Annotated in this window: 18 protein-coding genes, 1 tRNA gene and 1 other RNA gene; 6 read left to right on the top strand and 14 right to left on the bottom strand. The window is 34.7% G+C overall.

Going from position 1 to position 20,120, the window contains the following annotated elements:
• Positions 1-44: 44 nt before the first annotated feature.
• Together ACLTU0_RS02275 and ACLTU0_RS02270 are read left to right on the top strand one after the other, a co-directional pair.
• A tRNA-Thr gene (locus ACLTU0_RS02275) sits at positions 45-120 on the top strand.
• A 260-nt stretch (positions 121-380) separates the two neighbouring features.
• On the top strand, positions 381-779 hold the full coding sequence (locus tag ACLTU0_RS02270) for a DUF5067 domain-containing protein (RefSeq protein WP_412321247.1): 399 nt from the start codon (positions 381-383) through the stop codon (positions 777-779).
• A 51-nt stretch (positions 780-830) separates the two neighbouring features.
• On the opposite strand, the gene ACLTU0_RS02265 is transcribed toward ACLTU0_RS02270, so the two are convergent.
• On the bottom strand, positions 831-1,979 hold the full coding sequence (locus ACLTU0_RS02265; RefSeq protein ID WP_412321229.1) for a copper amine oxidase N-terminal domain-containing protein: 1,149 nt from the start codon (positions 1,977-1,979) through the stop codon (positions 831-833).
• Positions 1,980-2,149: 170 nt separating this feature from the next.
• On the opposite strand from ACLTU0_RS02265, the gene ACLTU0_RS02260 reads away from it, so the two are divergent.
• The gene (locus ACLTU0_RS02260; RefSeq protein WP_022229277.1) at positions 2,150-2,470 is read left to right on the top strand and encodes a hypothetical protein; all 321 of its coding nucleotides are present in this window, start codon (positions 2,150-2,152) and stop codon (positions 2,468-2,470) included.
• A 214-nt stretch (positions 2,471-2,684) separates the two neighbouring features.
• On the opposite strand, the gene ACLTU0_RS02255 is transcribed toward ACLTU0_RS02260, so the two are convergent.
• The 5 genes from ACLTU0_RS02255 to dnaA all read right to left on the bottom strand — a co-directional run bounded on the left by ACLTU0_RS02255 (position 2,685) and on the right by dnaA (position 8,495).
• Complete coding sequence (locus tag ACLTU0_RS02255) at positions 2,685-3,668, bottom strand: ATP-binding protein (protein ID WP_412321227.1); 984 nt, start codon at positions 3,666-3,668, stop codon at positions 2,685-2,687.
• On the bottom strand, positions 3,661-5,112 hold the full coding sequence (gene hemZ, locus ACLTU0_RS02250) for a coproporphyrinogen dehydrogenase HemZ (RefSeq protein WP_412321226.1): 1,452 nt from the start codon (positions 5,110-5,112) through the stop codon (positions 3,661-3,663). Before hemZ ends, ACLTU0_RS02255 begins: the two co-directional genes overlap by 8 nt.
• A gap of 3 nt (positions 5,113-5,115) precedes the next feature.
• Entirely contained in the window at positions 5,116-5,745 is a 630-nt protein-coding gene (locus ACLTU0_RS02245; RefSeq protein WP_412274912.1) for an MBL fold metallo-hydrolase, read from the bottom strand.
• A gap of 10 nt (positions 5,746-5,755) precedes the next feature.
• Entirely contained in the window at positions 5,756-6,889 is a 1,134-nt protein-coding gene (gene dnaN, locus ACLTU0_RS02240) for a DNA polymerase III subunit beta (protein WP_022229281.1), read from the bottom strand.
• Between the two features lie 271 nt (positions 6,890-7,160).
• Positions 7,161-8,495 carry a chromosomal replication initiator protein DnaA gene (dnaA, locus tag ACLTU0_RS02235; RefSeq protein ID WP_308457103.1) on the bottom strand — a complete coding sequence of 445 codons (1,335 nt, stop codon included), beginning with the start codon at positions 8,493-8,495 and terminating at the stop codon, positions 7,161-7,163.
• Between the two features lie 190 nt (positions 8,496-8,685).
• Between dnaA and ACLTU0_RS02230 the strand changes: the two genes are divergently transcribed.
• From ACLTU0_RS02230 to ymfI, 3 genes are read left to right on the top strand one after another with little or no spacing between them, the layout of a single operon-like run.
• Positions 8,686-10,212, top strand: a complete 1,527-nt coding sequence (locus ACLTU0_RS02230; RefSeq protein WP_412321224.1) for a hypothetical protein — start codon at positions 8,686-8,688, stop codon at positions 10,210-10,212.
• A complete protein-coding gene (locus tag ACLTU0_RS02225; RefSeq protein ID WP_412321222.1) occupies positions 10,209-12,320 on the top strand; it encodes an RNA degradosome polyphosphate kinase in 2,112 nt (703 codons plus the stop codon). The genes ACLTU0_RS02230 and ACLTU0_RS02225 overlap by 4 nt, the downstream gene beginning before the upstream one ends.
• Before the next feature lie 12 nt (positions 12,321-12,332).
• Complete coding sequence (gene ymfI / locus ACLTU0_RS02220) at positions 12,333-13,049, top strand: elongation factor P 5-aminopentanone reductase (RefSeq protein ID WP_412321221.1); 717 nt, start codon at positions 12,333-12,335, stop codon at positions 13,047-13,049.
• A gap of 784 nt (positions 13,050-13,833) precedes the next feature.
• Here ymfI and rnpB read toward each other — a convergent pair.
• From rnpB to ACLTU0_RS02180, 8 genes are all read right to left on the bottom strand, one after another.
• Positions 13,834-14,161: RNase P RNA component class A (gene rnpB / locus ACLTU0_RS02215), an RNA gene on the bottom strand.
• A 31-nt stretch (positions 14,162-14,192) separates the two neighbouring features.
• The gene (locus ACLTU0_RS02210) at positions 14,193-14,969 is read right to left on the bottom strand and encodes a Nif3-like dinuclear metal center hexameric protein (protein ID WP_412321219.1); all 777 of its coding nucleotides are present in this window, start codon (positions 14,967-14,969) and stop codon (positions 14,193-14,195) included.
• Complete coding sequence (locus ACLTU0_RS02205) at positions 14,959-15,627, bottom strand: tRNA (adenine(22)-N(1))-methyltransferase (RefSeq protein WP_412321217.1); 669 nt, start codon at positions 15,625-15,627, stop codon at positions 14,959-14,961. The genes ACLTU0_RS02210 and ACLTU0_RS02205 overlap by 11 nt, the downstream gene beginning before the upstream one ends.
• A 536-nt stretch (positions 15,628-16,163) precedes the next feature.
• Positions 16,164-17,435, bottom strand: coding sequence for a serine--tRNA ligase (gene serS, locus ACLTU0_RS02200; RefSeq protein ID WP_412321216.1), 1,272 nt, complete (start codon positions 17,433-17,435; stop codon positions 16,164-16,166).
• 18 nt (positions 17,436-17,453) lie between these two features.
• Entirely contained in the window at positions 17,454-17,897 is a 444-nt protein-coding gene (locus tag ACLTU0_RS02195) for a hypothetical protein (RefSeq protein WP_412321214.1), read from the bottom strand.
• On the bottom strand, positions 17,890-18,396 hold the full coding sequence (locus ACLTU0_RS02190; RefSeq protein WP_412321212.1) for a DUF4446 family protein: 507 nt from the start codon (positions 18,394-18,396) through the stop codon (positions 17,890-17,892). Before ACLTU0_RS02190 ends, ACLTU0_RS02195 begins: the two co-directional genes overlap by 8 nt.
• Positions 18,397-18,398: 2 nt before the next feature.
• A complete protein-coding gene (locus ACLTU0_RS02185; RefSeq protein WP_412321211.1) occupies positions 18,399-19,283 on the bottom strand; it encodes a ParB/RepB/Spo0J family partition protein in 885 nt (294 codons plus the stop codon).
• 30 nt (positions 19,284-19,313) lie between these two features.
• Positions 19,314-20,078: a ParA family protein gene (locus tag ACLTU0_RS02180; protein WP_412321210.1), complete on the bottom strand. Its 765-nt coding sequence runs from the start codon at positions 20,076-20,078 to the stop codon at positions 19,314-19,316.
• Positions 20,079-20,120: the final 42 nt, after the last annotated feature.

Genomic DNA, 20,120 nt, shown 5'->3' with positions numbered 1-20,120 from the left:
GATGAAATATGTGTGTAACGCATTTTATACAGTATTGTAATAATGCTGACGTAGCTCAGTAGGCAGAGCACTTCATTGGTAATGAAGAGGTCGGCGGTTCGACTCCGCTCGTTAGCTCCAAGGAATTGTCCCCGAATTTGGCTATATAGCTTTGTTTGGGGGCTTTTTGTTTATTGTTATACTTGTATTGATTATGTATTATGATTTAGATAATAAAGGAATGGCTTTGACGTTCCGCAGATAACTAAATATTTTAAGTCGCTCATTTGGCGGAATGGGCGACTATTTTTTATGGTTTTTAGTAATTCAATTAATAATGCTGTTATAGCTATTGTCAATATCATTTGTATGTAATCCATAAAAATACCCCCTTTTTGAGAGTGTCGGAACAGCCTAAACAGAAAAACAAAGGAACCGTAAGCGGTAAATATGATGTTGAAATAGTAACTGCCAAAACAGCAACAGATTTTCAAGGTAATCCGGCAATTATAGTAACATATAACTTTACAAATAACAGTAATGCCAACGCATCATTCCTTACTTCTGTAAGTGCTAATGCTTTTCAAAATTCCGTACAATGTAATGTAGCTACAATGATGCCGGATGTAATGGACGCACAACCTTCATTGGCGGAAGTACAACCCGGAGGAACTATCACATTAGAATGTGCATACAGTTTGCAAGATACTGCAAACCCTATAACTGTACAAGTTGGTCCGTTAATAAATGTAACAGGCGAAATAAATGCACAAATGACATTTAATTTTAAAAACAATTAATAAAACAAAAAAAGATGTTCTCGCGAACATCTTTTTTTATATTTTCAAAAATTATTTAGCTGTTACAACAAGTGATGTACCGTCAACTGTAGCTGATTCTGTTACTTCTGCGAAAAATTCAGCAGGAACATATGTTAGATCATTAACAATTTCAGGTGCGGCACTTAGTGTTAGTGGCATCATTTTACCCTTAATATAGCTGTTTTCACCAATCTTTAGACTGTAAACACCGTCATTAAGAATAACTGCTCTGTTTTCTGCATCCCAAGTTACTGTGAAACCAGCGGCTTCTGCAACTTCTCTTAGAGGAACCATTGTTGTATTATCCTTTGCATATACATCTGAAACATTCTTATCACCGATTACAACATTTACAAGACCTGCATAGCTTACTTGCGGAGCTTCTGTTACTTTAGGTGAAGCTGTAGGAGCCGGAGTAGCATTTTTTGCAGCTTCAATCTGCTTTAGAGCAATTTCGTTTTCACCAAGAACTACAACCTTTGTAGGTGTTGTTTGAGCAGGGATACTCTTTGTTGATACATCGTAGAATACAATAAGATCATTTTTATTTATATCACCCTTATATTCTTTTTCATCCTTATCAACAATCTTTGTATCGTCAGCTGTTGCAATTTTCAAAGTATTTGCGGCATTTGTATAGCCTTCTTCATCAGCAAGATATGTATCTATATTTACATTACCTTCTTGGTCGCCGTTGATGATAATTACATTTGCTGTGTACTGAACAGGAAGAATAAGTGGAGTTGGTTCATATGAGCCTGTAAATACAGTAATTTTTGAACCATCAGTCAAATCACTTAGAGCCTTTTTGTTACCCAAATTGTCATATACAAGTGTATCATCTGTAATCTTTAGATTTACAGTATTGTTTTGATCGTCCTTGTTATTAACGTCTGTTGTTGTTTTGATAATTCCGTCAACGTCGCTGTCTGTTTTTACAACCGTTACGTCTACAGAAATATAGCTTGCAGTTTCAACAGGTGCTGCTGCGTCTGTTTCTTCACCGTTCAAAAGCATAATGTCGCCTTGAATTTCCGGTGTCGGCATAGCATCCGGTGCATATGTCGAAACAGGCTTATTAAGTTCTTCTTCTGAAATTTGTACTGTGTCTGCAAAAGCAGATGTACTTGCAGCAAGTGCTGCTGTTAGTGCAATTATTGCGATTAGATTTTTTTTCATTTTTATAATCTCCTTTTTTTTATTATTTGCATTTATCTGTTTGCAATTTATTAGACGTATATAACATCACTTTTGTTCCAAAAAAAATATGAATTTTTTATTAATAAACTTATAAAATCAAAAATAATGACAATACTAAGGTTGTATCAATAAATAATGGAGGCATAAAAATGAAAGGTATAAAATTAGTTTTATTATCATTTATTTCTGCCGCAATGCTTACATCATGCGGTATGAATAATACAAATGACAATACTGCACCGTCACCGGAATCAACGGTAAATACAAATCATGATAACGAAAATAAAAATGACAATAACAATGTTTCAAACGATGTAGATAACGCAGGTAATGCGGCAGGCGACGCAGTTAAAGACGTTGGTGATGCGGCAGGCGACGTTGTCGAAGGCGTCGGTGATGCAGCAGCCGATGTTGCTGAGGGTGTAAGTGACGCCGTAGGCGGTAATGACGCAAACAACAACGGCAAATAATCATTAAAGGGACTGCATAGCAGTCCCTTCATACTGTAAGAGGTTGAGAAATTAGTTTGGATTTTTTGAAAATGAACTCGTCGGCGTACATAGGTACGTTAGAGTTTATTTTCAAAAAAAGTGCAAAGGCAAGCCGTATATCAAAGATAGGCTTGCTTTTTGTTTTTATTGAATTATAAATATTATGCACGGTCCAGACAATTTATCAATCCTCTTAGCTTCTTCTTAATTTTTGTATGCGTATATCTTCCCCGTAAAACTTGTACATCATAAAATATTCATACAATCTTGAAGTAAAACGCATACTGTACATTTTTGTAATTTCGCTTATTTGCAAATTAGTATTAATAATAATCTTTTTATTATTCGCTGTACGCTCGTTAATAACGTCAAATAAAAACGCAAGATTATTTTTATTAAACGGCTCTGTACCCAAATCATCAATTATAAGCAAATCAGCCTTATATATATTATCAATAACAGACCTGTCGGTATTTCTGCCAAACTTATAATCTTCATTTATTGAAAACAGTTTTGTTGCTCTTATGTAGATAACCATTTTGCCCTTATCCATAAGTTCTTTTGCGATGGCACTTGACAAAAATGTTTTTCCCAAACCTGTCGAGCCGTAAAAAACAAGGCCTTTGGTTTCATTATCAAAATTATCGCAGAAACGTTTACAGTTATTATATATCTTCGTCATATTATCATACACCGAAACACCGTTTTCACCGACATCTTTTGAATAATAATCAAACAAAAATGTATCAAAATTTTGTGTTTTTATTGTTTCTTCTATATTTGACACTGAATATGCAGCATTTATAAGTTTCTGTTTGAAACACTTACATTTTTTACCGTTTTTATCATAGCCTGTATCACTGCAATTTTCACACTTATATTTATATTTATTATAATCGTCAGAAATTCCGTTTACTTTTAACAGATTACTCTTTTCATTTTCGAGTTTTCTTAGATTTTCTTTAAAATCCATGTTATATTCATCAGCCTTATCGGGATTTTTAAATATTCTTTTAGTATTCTCCATACCGCATTGAAAAATCTCTCTGTCAATTTCAGCCACTCGCGGAATTTTTTTATTAACTTCTTCAATACGTTTTTTTCTTTCATTAGCCGCACTGATACGAAGTTCTTCGTACTCATTCATTATATGGTTTAAAGTTTGTTCGTCAGCCATTTTTTTCACCTGCCAATATATCAAGTATTTCGTCTTTTTTCTTCAATATTTCATCAAAACGTCTTATATATTCAAGAGGGTCTTTAAAATTAAACACTCTCTCAATTCTGTCGTCCATAACAATTTTAGTAGAACCGCCGCCGCCGAGTGCAATAATAGTCTGTTTTTCCTCCATAATGTTTATGTTATATGTACTCATACAGCCGTCTTTTGCATAACCGACATTTTCAAGATTACCTGAAATATTTTTTTGACGATACATATAATAAGGCTTTCTTCCTGTTTTCTCCATATGTTTTTGAGTATACGAAAGCATTTCGTTCATATCATTTGCTTTTGCAAGCTCCGCATCTGAAAATCTGAGTGAAGCCGCTCTTTTTACGCACATTGAATGAACGGTTATATTTTCAGGATCAAGTTTAATTACTTCATCAAGACTATACTTGAACATATCAACTGTTTCTTCCGGTAAACCGGCTATAAGGTCCATATTAATATTGTCAAAGCCCATTTTTCTTGCCATTTCAAAGCATTTTCGCACCATATCGGGAGTATGCTTTCTGCCGACTCTTTTCAAAGTCTGTTCGTTCATAGTCTGCGGATTAATGCTTATTCTGTTTACACCGCCCTGTTTTGCCTCATACAATTTATCCTTTGTTATTGTATCCGGTCTGCCTGCCTCAAGAGTAAATTCCTTTATTTTTGAAAAATCAAAATTTGCTTTCAATCTGTCAAATATTGCTTTTAAGTGGTGTGGTTCAAGAGTTGTCGGTGTTCCGCCGCCGATATATATATTTTCAACATATGCACCCATTTTATCAATTACTTCCGCAGTTTTATCAATCTCCAAAAGCAATTTATCCACAAACGAATCCATATATTTTCCGCTTACGCGTATATCTGTTGAAACAAATGAACAATACAAACATCTTGTCGGACAAAACGGTATGCCGATATATATACTTACTGAATTTTCGCCGATTTCGTCAAGCAAAATCTTTTCATTTTTTGCAACCTTATATGCAAGGTCAATCTTTTCATCGGACACTTCATAAATTTTCTTTAATATTTCAACAACTTCACTGTCACTGTGTCCTTCTTCCATAAGTTCACGGACAATTTTAGCCGGACGAATACCACACATTACTCCCCAAGGAAGATTTATATGCTTAATTTTTTCCGCTGCGTGACAAAACGACTTTGTACATGACGCAGTAAATATCTTTTTTATAAACTGTGCCTTTTGATTTTCAGTATCAAAATCATAATAGAAATCGTCAAAATATGTATCGCCGTTATAGATTATCTCCGTATACACGTTTATAACTTTATCCTTATATTCAAAGTTTGAATACACATATATATCTTCGTTCATATCAAAATAAAGCTTATAAAAAAGCTTCATTTCGTAATCACATTCATAACCGTTTTGAATAATTAACATTTTTTAGTCCTTTATATACATATTATACTTTTTCTCATACCCAACAGAACTCTGTCCGCCGTGTCCCGGAAAAACTTCTGTATCATCATCAAGCGTATATATTCTTGTCTTTATTGATTTTACAAGAATATCCCCGTCACCTGTCGGCAAATCACTTCTGCCAACACTTCTTAAAAACAATGTATCGCCCGTAAACAATTTTTCATTATTTATCAAATAACATACGCCGCAATTTGTATGACCTGGCGTATAGATACATTTGATATTAAGTCCGTCAATATTAAGTTCTTCATTATCTTTCAAAACAATATCAGACTTTTTAGCCGACAATTCATAACCAAGTCCCGAATACGACAAATTAATGTCCGGGTCTGTTATATTTATGCTTGCCTTATCGCCGGAAACAAGTTTAGCGCCTGTTTTTTCACGAAGCTGTTCCATATCTGAAATATGGTCATAATGACAATGAGTTATAAGCACATATTTTATATTAACTCCGTCGTCCTGAGCCGCTTTCAATATTCCGTCACACTTATATCCCGGATCAATCACAAGACCGTTCTTTGTATTTTCATCATAAACTATATAAGTATTTTCATCTGTATAATAATTATTGACTGTCTTAATCTTCATAAAGCACCTCTTAGTTATAAAGTCTTACAGGAAGAATCATATAAATATAAGAGTCGTCACCCTCTACGCTCTTTATAAAGCAACCGCTTGTCGGAGCAGAAAATTCCATCTTAACCTTTTCTTCGTCACAAGCACTCAATGCGTCAAGCAAAAATCTACAGTTAAACCCAATCAAAAGGTTATCGCCGTCAAGCTCAACAGGTACTGTGTCATTAACCTGTCCCTTACCTGTTATACAAGAAACGTCAATCTTATCATAGCCAATATTAAAACGTACAGGAACTTTATTTTCAGATTTTGCCGATATATCATCGTTAATCAAAAGCAACGCTCTTTCCAAGCTGTCTGTAATAAGACTCTTTTCAACAACTACGTTTAACGTATTTACCACCGATATAATCGCGTCATACTTCAAAAATTCGCCGTCAAGCAATCTCGAATAAACCTGATAATATCCAAAATCAAACAAAACAGTTCTGTCCGATACTATAATATCAACATTTTCTTCATCATCTTTAAGAATTTTCAAAAGTTCGCGGAGTGTCATACCCGGAACAACAAGTTTATTGTTTTCAACATTATCATTTATTTCTTCTTTAACAACAGCAAGTCTGTGACCGTCTGACGCAACAACGTTAAGATAATTGTTTTTAATCTCAAACAATGCACCGGTCAAAACAGGCTTTTTACCCTCATTTTGAGAAACAAACGCTATTGTCTTTCTTATAAGCTTTTTAAGTACGTCCTGTGTAATTGAAAATCTGAACTTTTCTTCAAGTATAGGTGCGTCGGGAAATTCATCCGGAGCAATACCCTGAATATTAAATTCACTTGAACCGCTCTTTATTTTAGTAACATAGTTAGACGGATTAACACTTATAGTAACATCACCGTCAGGAAGTCTTCTTACAATTTCACCGAACATCTTTGAAGCAAGTGCAATAGTACCGCCCTCTGTAACTGTACATTCGGTATTATATTCTATACATATATCAATATTGTTACCTGTAAACACAACATTACCGTCACCGTTAGCATCAATCTTAATACATTCAAGTATAGGTAAAGATGTCTTTGGAGCAATAGCTCTTTGAACAGTATTTATTATATCAACAAGTTGTGGTTTACTGCATACTAATTTCATTTTAATTATCTCCTTGTGTATAAATTTATCAACAAATCACTGCAATTTTGTTTTTCATATATATTTATATATAAATAATATATAATATAATAGTAGTAGTAGAGAGCGTGGATTGATGTAAAAGTCATTTCAGAGTGCATAGACAAGCCATATTTTATCAACACATACCGTATGTATTGGCGGTGGATAACTTTGGATAATCCAAATCTTATTTTTTACTGAAATTTCCTTATTCAGAAATCCACACGTTATAAACAACTTATCCCTACATTTATCCCTCGTTATAATTTAGGTCTTTTAATATGTAATTTACATCTGATTTAATCGTACTGTTAGTATCGATGCTTTCCTCTATTTTTTCAATGTTATGTCCTACTGTTGTTCGGTCTTTTCCAAACTCTTTACCTATGTTTGTATCGTTCATATTTAAAATCTTTCGGCAAAGGTACATTGAAATTTGTCTTGGAACTACTATTTCTTTTGTCTTAACTTTACCGGTAATATCTGACTCTGAAATATTATAAAAAGTAGAAACTTTTTTTATAATATTTTGAGGAGTTACTGTTTCGCTCTTCGGAATTAATTTTTTCAGAACTTCTTCCGCAAAATCTTTTGTTATTTTACATTTTTTAAATTCCGACATTGATATGATTTTAAGAAGTGCACCTTCAAGTTCACGGACACTTGAACGAATATGCTCCGCTACATATAATAATGCGTCTTCATCAATTTCTTTATTATGTTCCAAAGCCTTCTGCTGAAGAATTGCAACTCTTGTTTCAAAGTTAGGTACAGATACATCAATGGTAAGACCTTGTCCGAATCTTGTTCTTAAACGGTCCTCAAGAGTTTTCAGTTCATTCGGAAGTCGGTCACTTGTCAAAACAATTTGTTTCTTTGAATTAAAGAGTTCATTAAAGGTATGGAAAAATTCGTCCTGTGTAGCCTCTTTATTTTTCAAAAATTGAACGTCGTCAACTAAAAGTGCGTCGGCGGCTCTGTATTTACTTCTGAATTTATCGCCTGTTTTTTCTCTGATTGATGTGATAAATTCATTCATAAAGTTTTCACTTGAAACATATATTATCTTTGCATTTGGATTATTAGCTTTAATCTTATTACCGATTGCCTGCATTAAGTGTGTTTTTCCAAGTCCGCTGTTACCGTAAATAAAAAGAGGATTATTGCTTTCACCCGGATGATTGGCAACTTGCTCTGCGGCGGTATACGCATATAAATTTGAAGAACCCTGTACAAAATTTTCAAATGTATACTTTGAATTTAAACCGTCACTGCTTATTATTTCACTGTTGTCGTATTCCGAGTTTTGTTTTGATTCGATTTCTTGCTTTAACTCGTTTGCGTCACCGACCAAAACAGCAAGTGAAATTTTAGCACCCGTAACTTTTTCAAGTGATGATTCGATGTATTTTTTGTAACGGTATTCTACAAGATTTTTATTAATAGAAGTAGCTACGGAAATAGTAAAAGTCGAGTTTTCAAAACATACGGGAACTGCTGTTTTTATATGTATATTAAATCCGACAGGAGATACATTGCCTTCAAGATTTTCAAGAACTTGATTCCAAATCTCTAACATATCCATATCTATTATTTTCCTCCTTTTTTTCATTATTGTTAACAAATTGTATTAAAATCAAACATATCGCCATTATATTTAAGTCTACACTCTATAATATCAAATTTAAGTAAATTAATCAAGAAAAATATTGAGATTTTTTTAAGTTTTATGTATAATGAAATTAATACAAAACTATAGGAAGGAATGATGAAATGTGCCGAGATATAAAGTTTTTGCGGCAATAGACTTGGGGTCTACGGAAATAACAATGAAGATAGCGGAAGTTTCAAAGAAAAACGGCATTTCAGTGTTGGATACCGTCAAATATGATTTGTCGATAGGCAAAGAATCGTATGCAGTCGGAAAAATAAGCTATAACCTTGTGGACAAGATATGTAATTGCTTTGAAGAATATTTAAGGATAATGAAAAGCTACGGAGTTGACGAATACGTCTGTTATGCAACTACTGCCGTAAGAGAGGCGTCAAACAGTGAGTATATAATTGACCAGATTAATATAAGAACGGGGATAAAGGTCACTATTATATCGAATGAAGAGGAAAGATTTTTGCATAACAAGGCATTTGCACTTAACAACAGCTATTTTGACGATATTATCGAAGCAGGTGCTGTTTTGGTCGATGTTGCATCGGGAAGTGTGCAGGTATCACATTATGAACAGTCTAAACTTAAATTTTCTCAAAACCTGCCTATGGGTTCACTTCGTGTACTTGAAAATCTTTCAACGGTTAAAAACAGTACAACCTCTTTTTCAAGTGTGCTTGAGGATTTTATTAAGGCAGGTATCAATAACTATAAAAATGTATTCTACAAAAATCCAAACTATAAGTATTTCGTAATAATGGGTAATCAAGTAAGATATATCAAAAAAATCTGCGGTATAAGTTCGGACAGCATAACAGAAGAAAATATAGATGATGTATACAAGATTATATCTGAATACGGTCCGCAATATGTGGAGGACAAGTACGAAGTACCTTATGATATTGCAAAGCTGATGATGCCGTCAATTCTTTTCTATAAGATGTTTATGTCAAAAGACAAAAATAAGATAATCATTGCACCTGAAATATCACTTGTTGACAGAATACTTGTCGAATATGTCGAAAAAAATGCTTATACGCATACAAAGCACATATTTACAGATGATATTATATCAAGTGCAAAATATTATGCAGGCAAATATGATGTAAGCCACCGCCATTATACTAAAATTATGGAGTTCGGAGTAAATATAATGGCAACGCTTTCTAAAAAGTTCGGACTTTCAAAGCGTCACGCGGTATTGCTTAAAGTTGCGTCAATATTTGCGGATACGGGTTACTATATAAATATAAACGATTACAGCAAATACTCATACGACATTGTAAAATCAAATCCTATTATAGGTTTGTCACAAAAGGAACACGAAGTAATATCTGGTGCGGTGTTGTTCCAAAACGGTATTTTTGATTTTAATGAATATAACGTATATTCAAAGAACAGAAGATTGCTTATTTCAAAACTTGCGGCAATACTTTCACTTGCCAAGTCACTTGATGTTGAATACAATCAAAAAATAGACGAAATCAAAACATCAATAAGAAACGGAATACTTACGATAACCGCTTATACGGACAGTGATATAAGTCTTGAAGAACGTGAATTTAACATAGCACAGGAATTTTTTGAAGAAGTGTTCGGTATCAAAGCTGTACTTGTGAAGAAAGGATTGAAATGATTATGCAGGACTATAATAAAAGCGAAAACTATATAAACAGAGAACTTTCTTGGCTTGATTTTAATTTGCGTGTATTGCATGAAGCAAGGGATAAAGAAAATCCGTTGTTTGAAAGACTTAAATTTCTTGCCATAACAAGCTCAAATCTTGATGAATTTTTCATGGTACGTGTTGCGTCACTTAAAAATATGGAGATTTCCGACTATAAGAAAAAAGACGCGTCCGGACTTACACCTCACGAACAGCTTGAAAAAATATCTGAAAAAACTCATAATATGGTTGATATGCAGTATAGTACATATGAAAAATTACTTCTGCCGCAGCTGGCTGTTGAAAACATATCAATCTTAAACAGAAATCAGCTTTCTGAAGAACAAAAGGAGTTTATTGAAAAGTATTTCAAAAATGAAATATACCCTGTTTTGACGCCTATGGCGGTTGATTCGTCAAGACCGTTTCCGCTTATTCAAAATAAGGTGCTTAACATTTGTGCACTTATCAAAAAGGAAAACAAGGAGCAGGCTTTTGCAACGGTACAGATACCGTCAGTATTTAAACGTATAGTAAAACTTCCGTCTGAAAACGGTAAAAAACAATTTATTCTGCTTGAAGAAATAGTACAGGAGTTTTTGCCTATGCTGTTTATGGGTTATGACGTGCTTTGCTCATACTCATACAGAGTTATGCGTGACGCGGATATTCCTATTGATGAGGACGATAGTGAAGATTTGCTTATCGAAATTGAAAAGAGCCTTAAGGAACGTGAAAGAAGCGGTGTAATCCGTCTTGAAGTGGACAGTAAGGTTAAAAGCGAATTACTTTCAATTTTAAAGAAAGAATTGAAAGTTAAGAATGATGATATTTATAAAATCAACGGACCTATTGATTTTACTTTCTTAAATAAGCTGTATTCGGAGAACGGATTTGACAAGTATAAATATAAGCCGTTTAAATCACAGGTAAGACCTGAACTTAAAAATGTTGATTTATTTGAAAAAATCCGTGAGGGCGATATACTTCTGCATCACCCGTATGACAGTTTTTCAACAATAGTTGATTTGATAAAACAGGCGGCAGTTGATGAAAATGTGCTTGCAATTAAACAGACATTGTACAGAGTAAGCGGAAATTCACCTATTATAGAGGCACTTTCGCGTGCGGCGGAAAACGGTAAGCAAGTGAGCGTACTTGTTGAATTAAAGGCAAGATTTGATGAAGAAAATAATATTATTTGGGCGAGAAAACTTGAAAAAGCCGGTTGTCATGTTATATACGGACTTTTGGGACTTAAAACACATTCAAAGATTACCGAAATAGTAAGACGTGAGGAGGATGGTATCAGAAGATATGTTCATCTCGGAACTGGTAACTATAACGATATAACCGCCAATTTCTATACCGATATGGGACTTTTGACTTGTTCAAAACCAATCGGTGATGACGCCGGTGCATTTTTTAATATGATTTCGGGCTTTTCAGAGCCGTCACACTGGAACAAACTTATTCTTGCACCTCTATGGCTAAGAAAAAAGACGGAAGAAATGATTGAACGTGAAATTAAACACGCAAAAGAAGGACGTAAAGCAAGAATAGTTGCAAAGGTGAATTCGCTTGTTGACCCTAAAATTATTGAACTTTTATATAAAGCAAGCTGCAGCGGTGTTAAGATTGATTTGATTGTGCGCGGAATTTGTGCCTTGAGAGCAGGTGTAAAGGATTTGTCGGAAAATATTACGGTTCGTTCTATTGTCGGCAGATACCTTGAACATACAAGAATATATTATTTCTATAATGACGGTCAAGAAAATGTGTTCTGTGCAAGTGCCGATTGGATGCAGAGAAATCTTAACAGACGTGTTGAAATAATGTTCCCTATTGATGATGAAAATTTGAAGAAAGAAGTTATAAACGTGCTTGATGTACAGCTTAGCGATACAATGCGTGCACATATTCAGCATGACGGTGTTTATACAAAAGACAGACGCGGAAAGAAAAAACTTGACTGTCAGGAATATTGTATGGAACAGGCTGTTGAACGTGCAAACAAGGTTGTTGAAAAAAAGACGTCAAGGGTGTTTATACCTAAAATGAAACCGGAAGAAGAATAAGAAGGAAAGATTATGAAAAATGTTTTGATAACAGGCGGAAGTCGCGGAATAGGTAAGGCTTGTGTATATGAATTTTCAAATAACGGATACAGAGTGTTTTTAAATTATAACAAAAGCAGTGATGAGGCGGAAAAGATAAAAAATGAAACAGGTGCGGTTATAGTAAAAGCAGATGTTTCAGACTCTAAACAAGTAAATGATATGGCTGAATTTATTCACACAAATTACGGTAAAATAGATGTAATTGTGAATAATGCAGGTATTTCACAACAAAAACTGTTTACAGATATAACTGAAAATGATTGGGACAGAATGTTTGATGTGAATATGAAAAGTATGTATCTCGTTACAAAAGCTTTTGTTAATGATATGATTTATAAACAGAGCGGTAAAATCATTAATATTTCGTCAATGTGGGGTGTTACTGGAGGCAGCTGTGAGGTTCATTACAGTGCCGCAAAGGCGGCGGTCATAGGCTTTACAAAAGCACTTGCAAAGGAGTTGGGACCGTCGGGTATATGCGTAAATTGTGTTGCACCCGGAGTTATTGAAACTGAAATGAACAGCCATTTGACAAAAGAAGATTTTGATTGCCTTTGTGAAGAAACACCGCTTGAACGACTCGGTAAACCGGAGGAGATTGCAAAGACGGTAAGATTTCTTGCAAGCGAAAATGCGGATTTTATAACAGGTCAGGTTGTCAACGTTGACGGCGGTATGGTGATATGATTAAAAGGGATTATCCACGATAATCCCTTTTTTTTCGTGGAGTAAAAATAATCGTAGGGGCGGTCATTGGCCGACCAAGTGTGAAAGTATAAAAGGGGCGACCAATGACCGCCCCTACGGAAAGAAAAAGGTTAGATAAAAAGGAACTTCGTGGGTGCTGTCCCCATACGAACGATGTATTTATGACAAGTTAAAAAATAAGTAAGCTCGTATTAAAGTTATAAAAAGCCACCCCACAGTCGACTGCGTTGACAGCTCCCCTCAATGGGAGCCATACAAATGCCTCTCCTTGAGGAGAGGTGTCACGAAGTGACGGAGTGGTGGTAAACGATACGATAAAAAATAACAGTCATATGAAAATGCGAATAAGCCACCCCACAGTCAACTGCGTCATCGGCTCCCCCTCAATTGGTGCCGTACAAAAGCCTCTCCTTAAGGAGAGGTGTCACGAAGTGACGGAGCGGTGGAAAATGATACGATAAAAAATAACAGTCATATGAAAATATGAACAAGCCACCCCACAGTCGACTGCGTTGTCGGCTCCCCTCAATGGGAGCCGTACAAAAAGCCTCTCCTTGAGGAGAGGTGTCACGAAGTGACGGAGTGGTGGAAAACGATACGATAAAAAATAACAGTCATATGAAAATGCGAACAAGCCACCCCACAGTCAACTGCGTCACCGGCTCCCCTCAATGGGAGCCGTACAAAAGCCTCTCCTTGAGGAGAGGTGTCACGAAGTGACAGAGTGGTGGAATAAAAAAAGAAATGCCTAAAGGCATTTCTTAAAATGAGCAAATCTATAAGCCGGGTTCTGTATTAGATAATCATCTATCTCGACGTACAGTTACCTATACGCTCAAGCCTTTCAAGGGAACACGCCGAGCAAGCTTAACATTCCCAAAGTTGCTTCAGGTGGGGTTTACACGGGAATTCAGTTGCCATCTTCCCTGTGCGCTCTTACCGCACATTTCCACAATCACCTTAATAAATCAAGGCATTTATTTTCTGTTGCACTATCCTTAAAGTCACCTTTACCGGCCGTTAGCCGGCACCCTGCTCTGTGAAGCCCGGACTTTCCTCACCGTAAACGGCGCGATTATCTGACTTACTCTTAAAATATTATACAATATATTTTAAATTATGTCAAACAAGTTTAAAAATATCCTTATTTTCTGATTTTATTATCTCAATATCAGTATCCTTCAAAATATCTTCAAATATATCCATAACACATATTTCAGTAGGATAATGACCTGCGTCAATGACGCATATTCCAAGTTCGGTCATATCAATCATATTATGATACTTCATATCACCCGTTATAATAACGTCCGCACCTTTTTCATATGCAAGCGGAATAATTTCACTGCAGCTGCCCGATGCAACCGCAACTGTATTAATATCCTTTTCAAAATCGCCGGAAACACGCAAAAAAGGTGTGCCGAGTATCTTTTTACAATATTCTGCAAAATCACCTAATTTAATCGTTTTTTCAAGTCTGCCGTATCGTCCCAAACCTGCCGAAGAATCATCAGTATGTTGGTCAAGTATTTTAACGTCTGTAAGTTCAAACATTTCGGCAAGTTTATCATTTATACCGCCTTTAGCTGTGTCCATATTAGTATGAGCGGCGAAAATCGGTATATTATTTTCAATAAGCAATTTAAGCATTTGTCCCACAGATGTGGAATAATCAATTTTCTTTATACCGCCAAGCAGTATTGGGTGATGTGAAACAATCATATCGGCATTTTTGGATATAGCCTCTTTAACGGTATTGATATTTGTATCAAGCGTTACAAATACCTTTTTTACGTCCTTATTTTCATCACCACACAAAAGACCGACATTATCCCATGAATACGCCAATCTTTCGGGACATATATTCTCAATTATTTTAATTATTTCTTTAGCTTTCATATTTATTCAATTCCTTTAGCCAGTATTTATATTTATTGAGTTTATCCTCATCAACGTCTTTTGAATTTTCAAGACCTGTTATAACCTTGACAAATTCACGATGTTTTTTATCATAGAGATTTTTATAATACTTATGATTTACAAGATATTTCGGTAAATGATATTCAATATCGTTATCAAATTCCTTTTGAGGTTTATTTATAACATTCATTATATTATATACTTTAAATCCCTCAATGGCAATATCTTCGTCCGTAATAGAAAAGCCGTTTGAAATAAGATACTTTCTAAGCTCATATTGTGCATTCATCGGTTGAAGTACAAGATTACATTCTCTCGCCTTTTCTATATCTACACTTAAAATCTCACTGATAAGCTGACCGCCCATACCGGCAATTATAACGGTGTCAACCTCACCTTTTTCAATAACTGAAAGACCGCTGCCAAGCCTTACCTCAATTTTATCAGAAAGTTTATGCTTTTCAACATTAGCCTTTGCAATATCAACCGGTCCTTGTCTTATATCGCCTGCAATAACGTATTCGGCTAAATCATTTTTAACAAGATAAATAGGAATATATGCGTGGTCAGTACCAATATCGGCGATTCTATTTCCTTTTGTATGGTCTATTATACATTTTAAACGTGGTGTAATCATAAATAATTACCTCCGAGATTCAAATAAATTAGTTTATACGGTTATCCTACAAGTTATACACACGGTGTGGATAACTTTCAAGGTGTTATAAACAACAAAAAACGCTTTAAAACCGTAATTTGTGGTGAGTTATCATCAGTTATCCACACTTTTTCCTCGTATTTGTGTAATATTTGTAACAATAGTATAATATTAAAATGTAAACCTTAAAAAATTGCATATTTACGCGATTTTTTATAAACGGTAATAATTACACACTGTGTGGATAACTGTGTGGATAACGTGGATAACTCAAAATAAATGGCTTGTCTACGTCATTTTTAAGTGGATAAGTGGTAAAATTAAGGTGTTGATAAGTCAAATTTAACCATAAATTAGTTTACATAATACCACAACTATATCTTGTGTTACAAAAATATTACAAACACAATATAGGTTATCAACACAAACGTGGAAAAATTAATTTTGACTGTTTTGTAATGTTGATAAATACAATAATAGGCAAGCCATGGCTTGCCTATTTACAAAAATCAAAATTACTTAGAAATCTTATCTGTACCCATATAAGGAACAAGAACTTCAGGAACTGTTACAGTACCGTCCTCATTCTGATAATTTTCAAGAATTGCGGCAACAGTTCTGCCGACTGCAAGACCTGAGCCGTTAAGTGTATGAACAAATTGAGCCTTATCCTTCGGTGTTTCCTTATATTTGATATTGGCACGTCTTGCCTGATAATCTTCAAAGTTTGAGCATGAAGAAATTTCAACATATCTGCCGTAGCTTGGCATCCATACTTCAATATCATATGTCTTAGCCGATGAGAAACCAAGGTCACCTGTTGACAAGCATACAACTCTGTAAGCAAGTCCAAGCTTTTGAAGTAGCTTTTCAGCGTCGTTTGTAAGTTTTTCAAGTTCGTCATAGCTTGTTTCAGGCTTTACAAACTTAACAAGTTCAACTTTGTTGAATTGGTGCTGTCTGATAAGACCTCTTGTGTCACGGCCTGCACTGCCTGCCTCTGCTCTGAAACAAGCCGAATAAGCAGTATATTTAATAGGAAGTTGGTCACCGCTTAGAATTTCATCTCTGTGAAGATTTGTTACAGGAACTTCTGCCGTAGGAATTAGGAAAAAGCCGTTGTTTACAACCTTAAATGCGTCCTCTTCAAATTTAGGCAGCTGACCTGTACCTGTCATTGATGCTCTGTTTACCATATACGGTGGGAAGATTTCAGTATAGCCCGATTCTCCTGTGTGAGTATTAAGGAAGAACTGAATAACGGCTCTTTCAAGTCTTGCACCAAGACCTTTATATACTGTGAAACGAGTACCGGCAATTTTTGTACCGCGTTCAAAATCAAGAATATCAAGATCTGTACCGATATCCCAGTGAGCCTTTGGTTCAAAATCAAACTTTCTCGGTTCAGAGAACTTTCTAAGTTCAACGTTTTCTGTATCGTCCTTACCTACCGGAACTTCAGGATTAGGAATATTAGGAATCCTTAGCATAAAGTTTCTTAACTGTTCGTCAATATCCCTTACCTTCTCATTGTCAGCTTTAATATCATTACTCAATTTCTTCATTTCGGCAAATATTTGGTCTGTATTTTCACCGTTTTTCTTCATTTGAGGAATTTGCTTTGTAATTTCGTTTTGTTTAGCTTTTTTCTGTTCAACTTCTGCAAGAATTGCACGTCTTTGCTTATCAAGTTCTATAGCAGGTTCAATATCAAGCGGATTGAAACGCTTTTTTAAAGCCTCCTTTATACGTTCAGGTTCTTGTCTTAATACTTTAATGTCTAACATCTTAAATTTATCCTTTCTTTAATTTATATTATTTTTAATGTTATCGTATATAATTTTTTGGTCACTTGAAAGATCGTTGTAATTAACTTTATCAAGTGTTTCAAGTGCCATTGAATTATTACCGAGTGTAAAATAACCGTTTGCACTCAGTAATAAATCATTTTGTGACTGTTTTTGTGTAAGTGATTCATTATCCGATTTAAGATGTATATTTTCTTCGGATAATTCTTGATTTTCTTTTTTTAGATTATTGTTGTTTTCAAGTAAAACTGTATTTTCTTCACTAAGTATTGATGCCTTTTCGGAAATACTCATTTCTTTATCCGGTGATTCACTAACTTGAGGCTGATTTTTTTGCATATTTGTCTGACCTAAAAATGAAAAAATAATCAGCAATACCGCAACTATAAATATTAAAGCGGTGTAGAGAAACATAGATTTGTTATCATTCTTATTAGCCATTGTTTTCAGTCCTCTTTAGTTTACTTTTTGCATTTTCAAGTGCAGCATTTTCTTCATCAAGAAGTTTTATAGGTGTCTGACCGCCTACAATTTCACGCACATATGTATTGCATGAATTGTGTCCGTAAAGCGATGTTAAAATGATACCGTCGTTGTTGTTATTTAAAATAGCAAGTGCAAAGCTAAGTTTGCCTGTAACATCGTCAAATGCGTCAAAATTAACAATAGCTACCTTTTTTAGTGAAATATTAGAATCATTTTCGCAATTTGCAAGTCGCGACATCAAAACCGCGTCGGATGTATCATTTACAGTCTTTGATAAATCATCAACTTTATCGTAGTAATCTTTTAAAGCACCTATAATATCACCTTCATCGGAATAATCCATAAGTGTGTTGATTTTTGATGAATTAATGCTGTTGCAGATGAAACAAATAACTATAAGTATCATCATTATTGCAAGAGCGATAAAAATAAGTGTATTTGTATCAATATTCATTCTCATTCTCCTTTTATATTAAAAAATCCAAGAACACGTTCTAAATCTTCATTTCCGTAATATTCAATTTCAATTTTACCTTTTTTAGCGGTATGATTGATTTTGACTTTTGTACCCATTGCAGAAGATAACGTATTTTGTATCTTCTCAATTTCAATGTCATAAGCCGTTTTTTCAGACTTTTTCTTCTGTGGCTTTTTCTTTTGAAGTTGCTTTGCAAGAGCCTCGGCTTGTCTTACATTTAAGTTATCTTCGATAATACGTTTTGAAAGTGCTATTCGCAGTTCTTTATCGTCAAGCGAAAGTATCGCACGTGCGTGACCGCTTGTTAAAGTACCTAAAATAAGCATTTTCTGAATTTCATCCTCAAGTGACAAAAGTCTTAATGAATTGGCGATTGCACTTCTGCTCTTTCCTACTCTCTGACTTATAAGTTCTTGAGTAAGATTAAATTCGTCCATCAATAAGTTATAACCGATAGCCTCTTCAATCGGATTTAGATTTTCACGCTGCAAATTTTCAATCAAAGCAATTTCGGCAACCTGTTCTTCACTGTATTTTCGTATAACTGCCGGAATTTCTTTTAAATTTGCCTTTTTTGCGGCTCTCCAACGTCTTTCACCGGCAACGATTTTATACATATTATTGTCGGATGGTGTTATTATAATAGGTTGAATAAGTCCGTGTTCCTTAATAGAATCTGCAAGAGCCGTTATTTTTTCTTCGTCAAAATGACGTCTTGGTTGTTTTTTGTTAGGCTCAATCAGGGACATACGCACTTTTTTTATGTCCCCCTCTGAAGATTTAGTAATTTCGGAAGTAACTTCTTCAATATCTTCTTCATTAAAAAGAGAATTAAGCCCTTTGCCTAAACCTTTTTTAGCCATATGCTCACTCCTTTACTGACATTAATTAAGTTATTTATTGTTTCGTATAACTTCCTTTGCCAGAGCCATATATGCGTCTGCACCTTTAGAGGTTCTGTCATAGTTTATTATAGGCTCACCAAAAGACGGTGATTCACTTAAACGAACATTTCGCGGAATAATGGTTTTATAAACCTTATCCGGAAAGTATTTTTTAACTTCGTCAAGCACCTGTATTGAAAGATTTGTTCTGCCGTCATACATAGTTCCGAGAACACCCTCAATTTCAATTTGCGGATTAAGTTTCTTTTTGATTGTCTTAATTGTGGTAATAAGCTGACTTAAACCCTCAAGTGCATAGTATTCGCATTGTATCGGAATTAATACGGAATCTGACGCAGTCATGATATTAATAGTAATCATTCCGAGTGCAGGAGGTGAATCTATTATAATGAAGTCAAAGTTTTCTTTAATCATATCAATGGCATTTTTTAAGAAAAACTCACGCTTATCTTCATATGCAAGCTCAATTTCAGCGGCAGAAAGGTCTGAAGATGACGGAATGACATACAAATTATTATATTTTGTCTTGATTACAGAGTCTTTTGTTTTAGAACTGTCAACAAAACAATCATAAATTGATAATTCATAATCATCTTTTTCAATACCAAGACCGCTTGTCGAATTACCTTGAGGGTCGCAGTCTATAAGCAGAGTTTTTTTATTTTCATATGCAAGACATGATGACAGATTAACAGAAGTGGTTGTTTTACCGACACCACCCTTTTGATTTGTTATTGCAATTATTTTTGTCATAATAATCTCCACTTTTTAATTTATTTCTATATATTATTATAT

Origin of the sequence: Hominilimicola sp., assembly GCF_046972485.1 — a bacterium.
Lineage (GTDB): Bacteria > Bacillota > Clostridia > UBA1381 > UBA1381 > Hominilimicola > Hominilimicola fabiformis.
The sequence above is the reverse complement of the archived record's forward strand: the minus strand, read 5'-3'. Positions and strand labels throughout refer to the sequence as shown.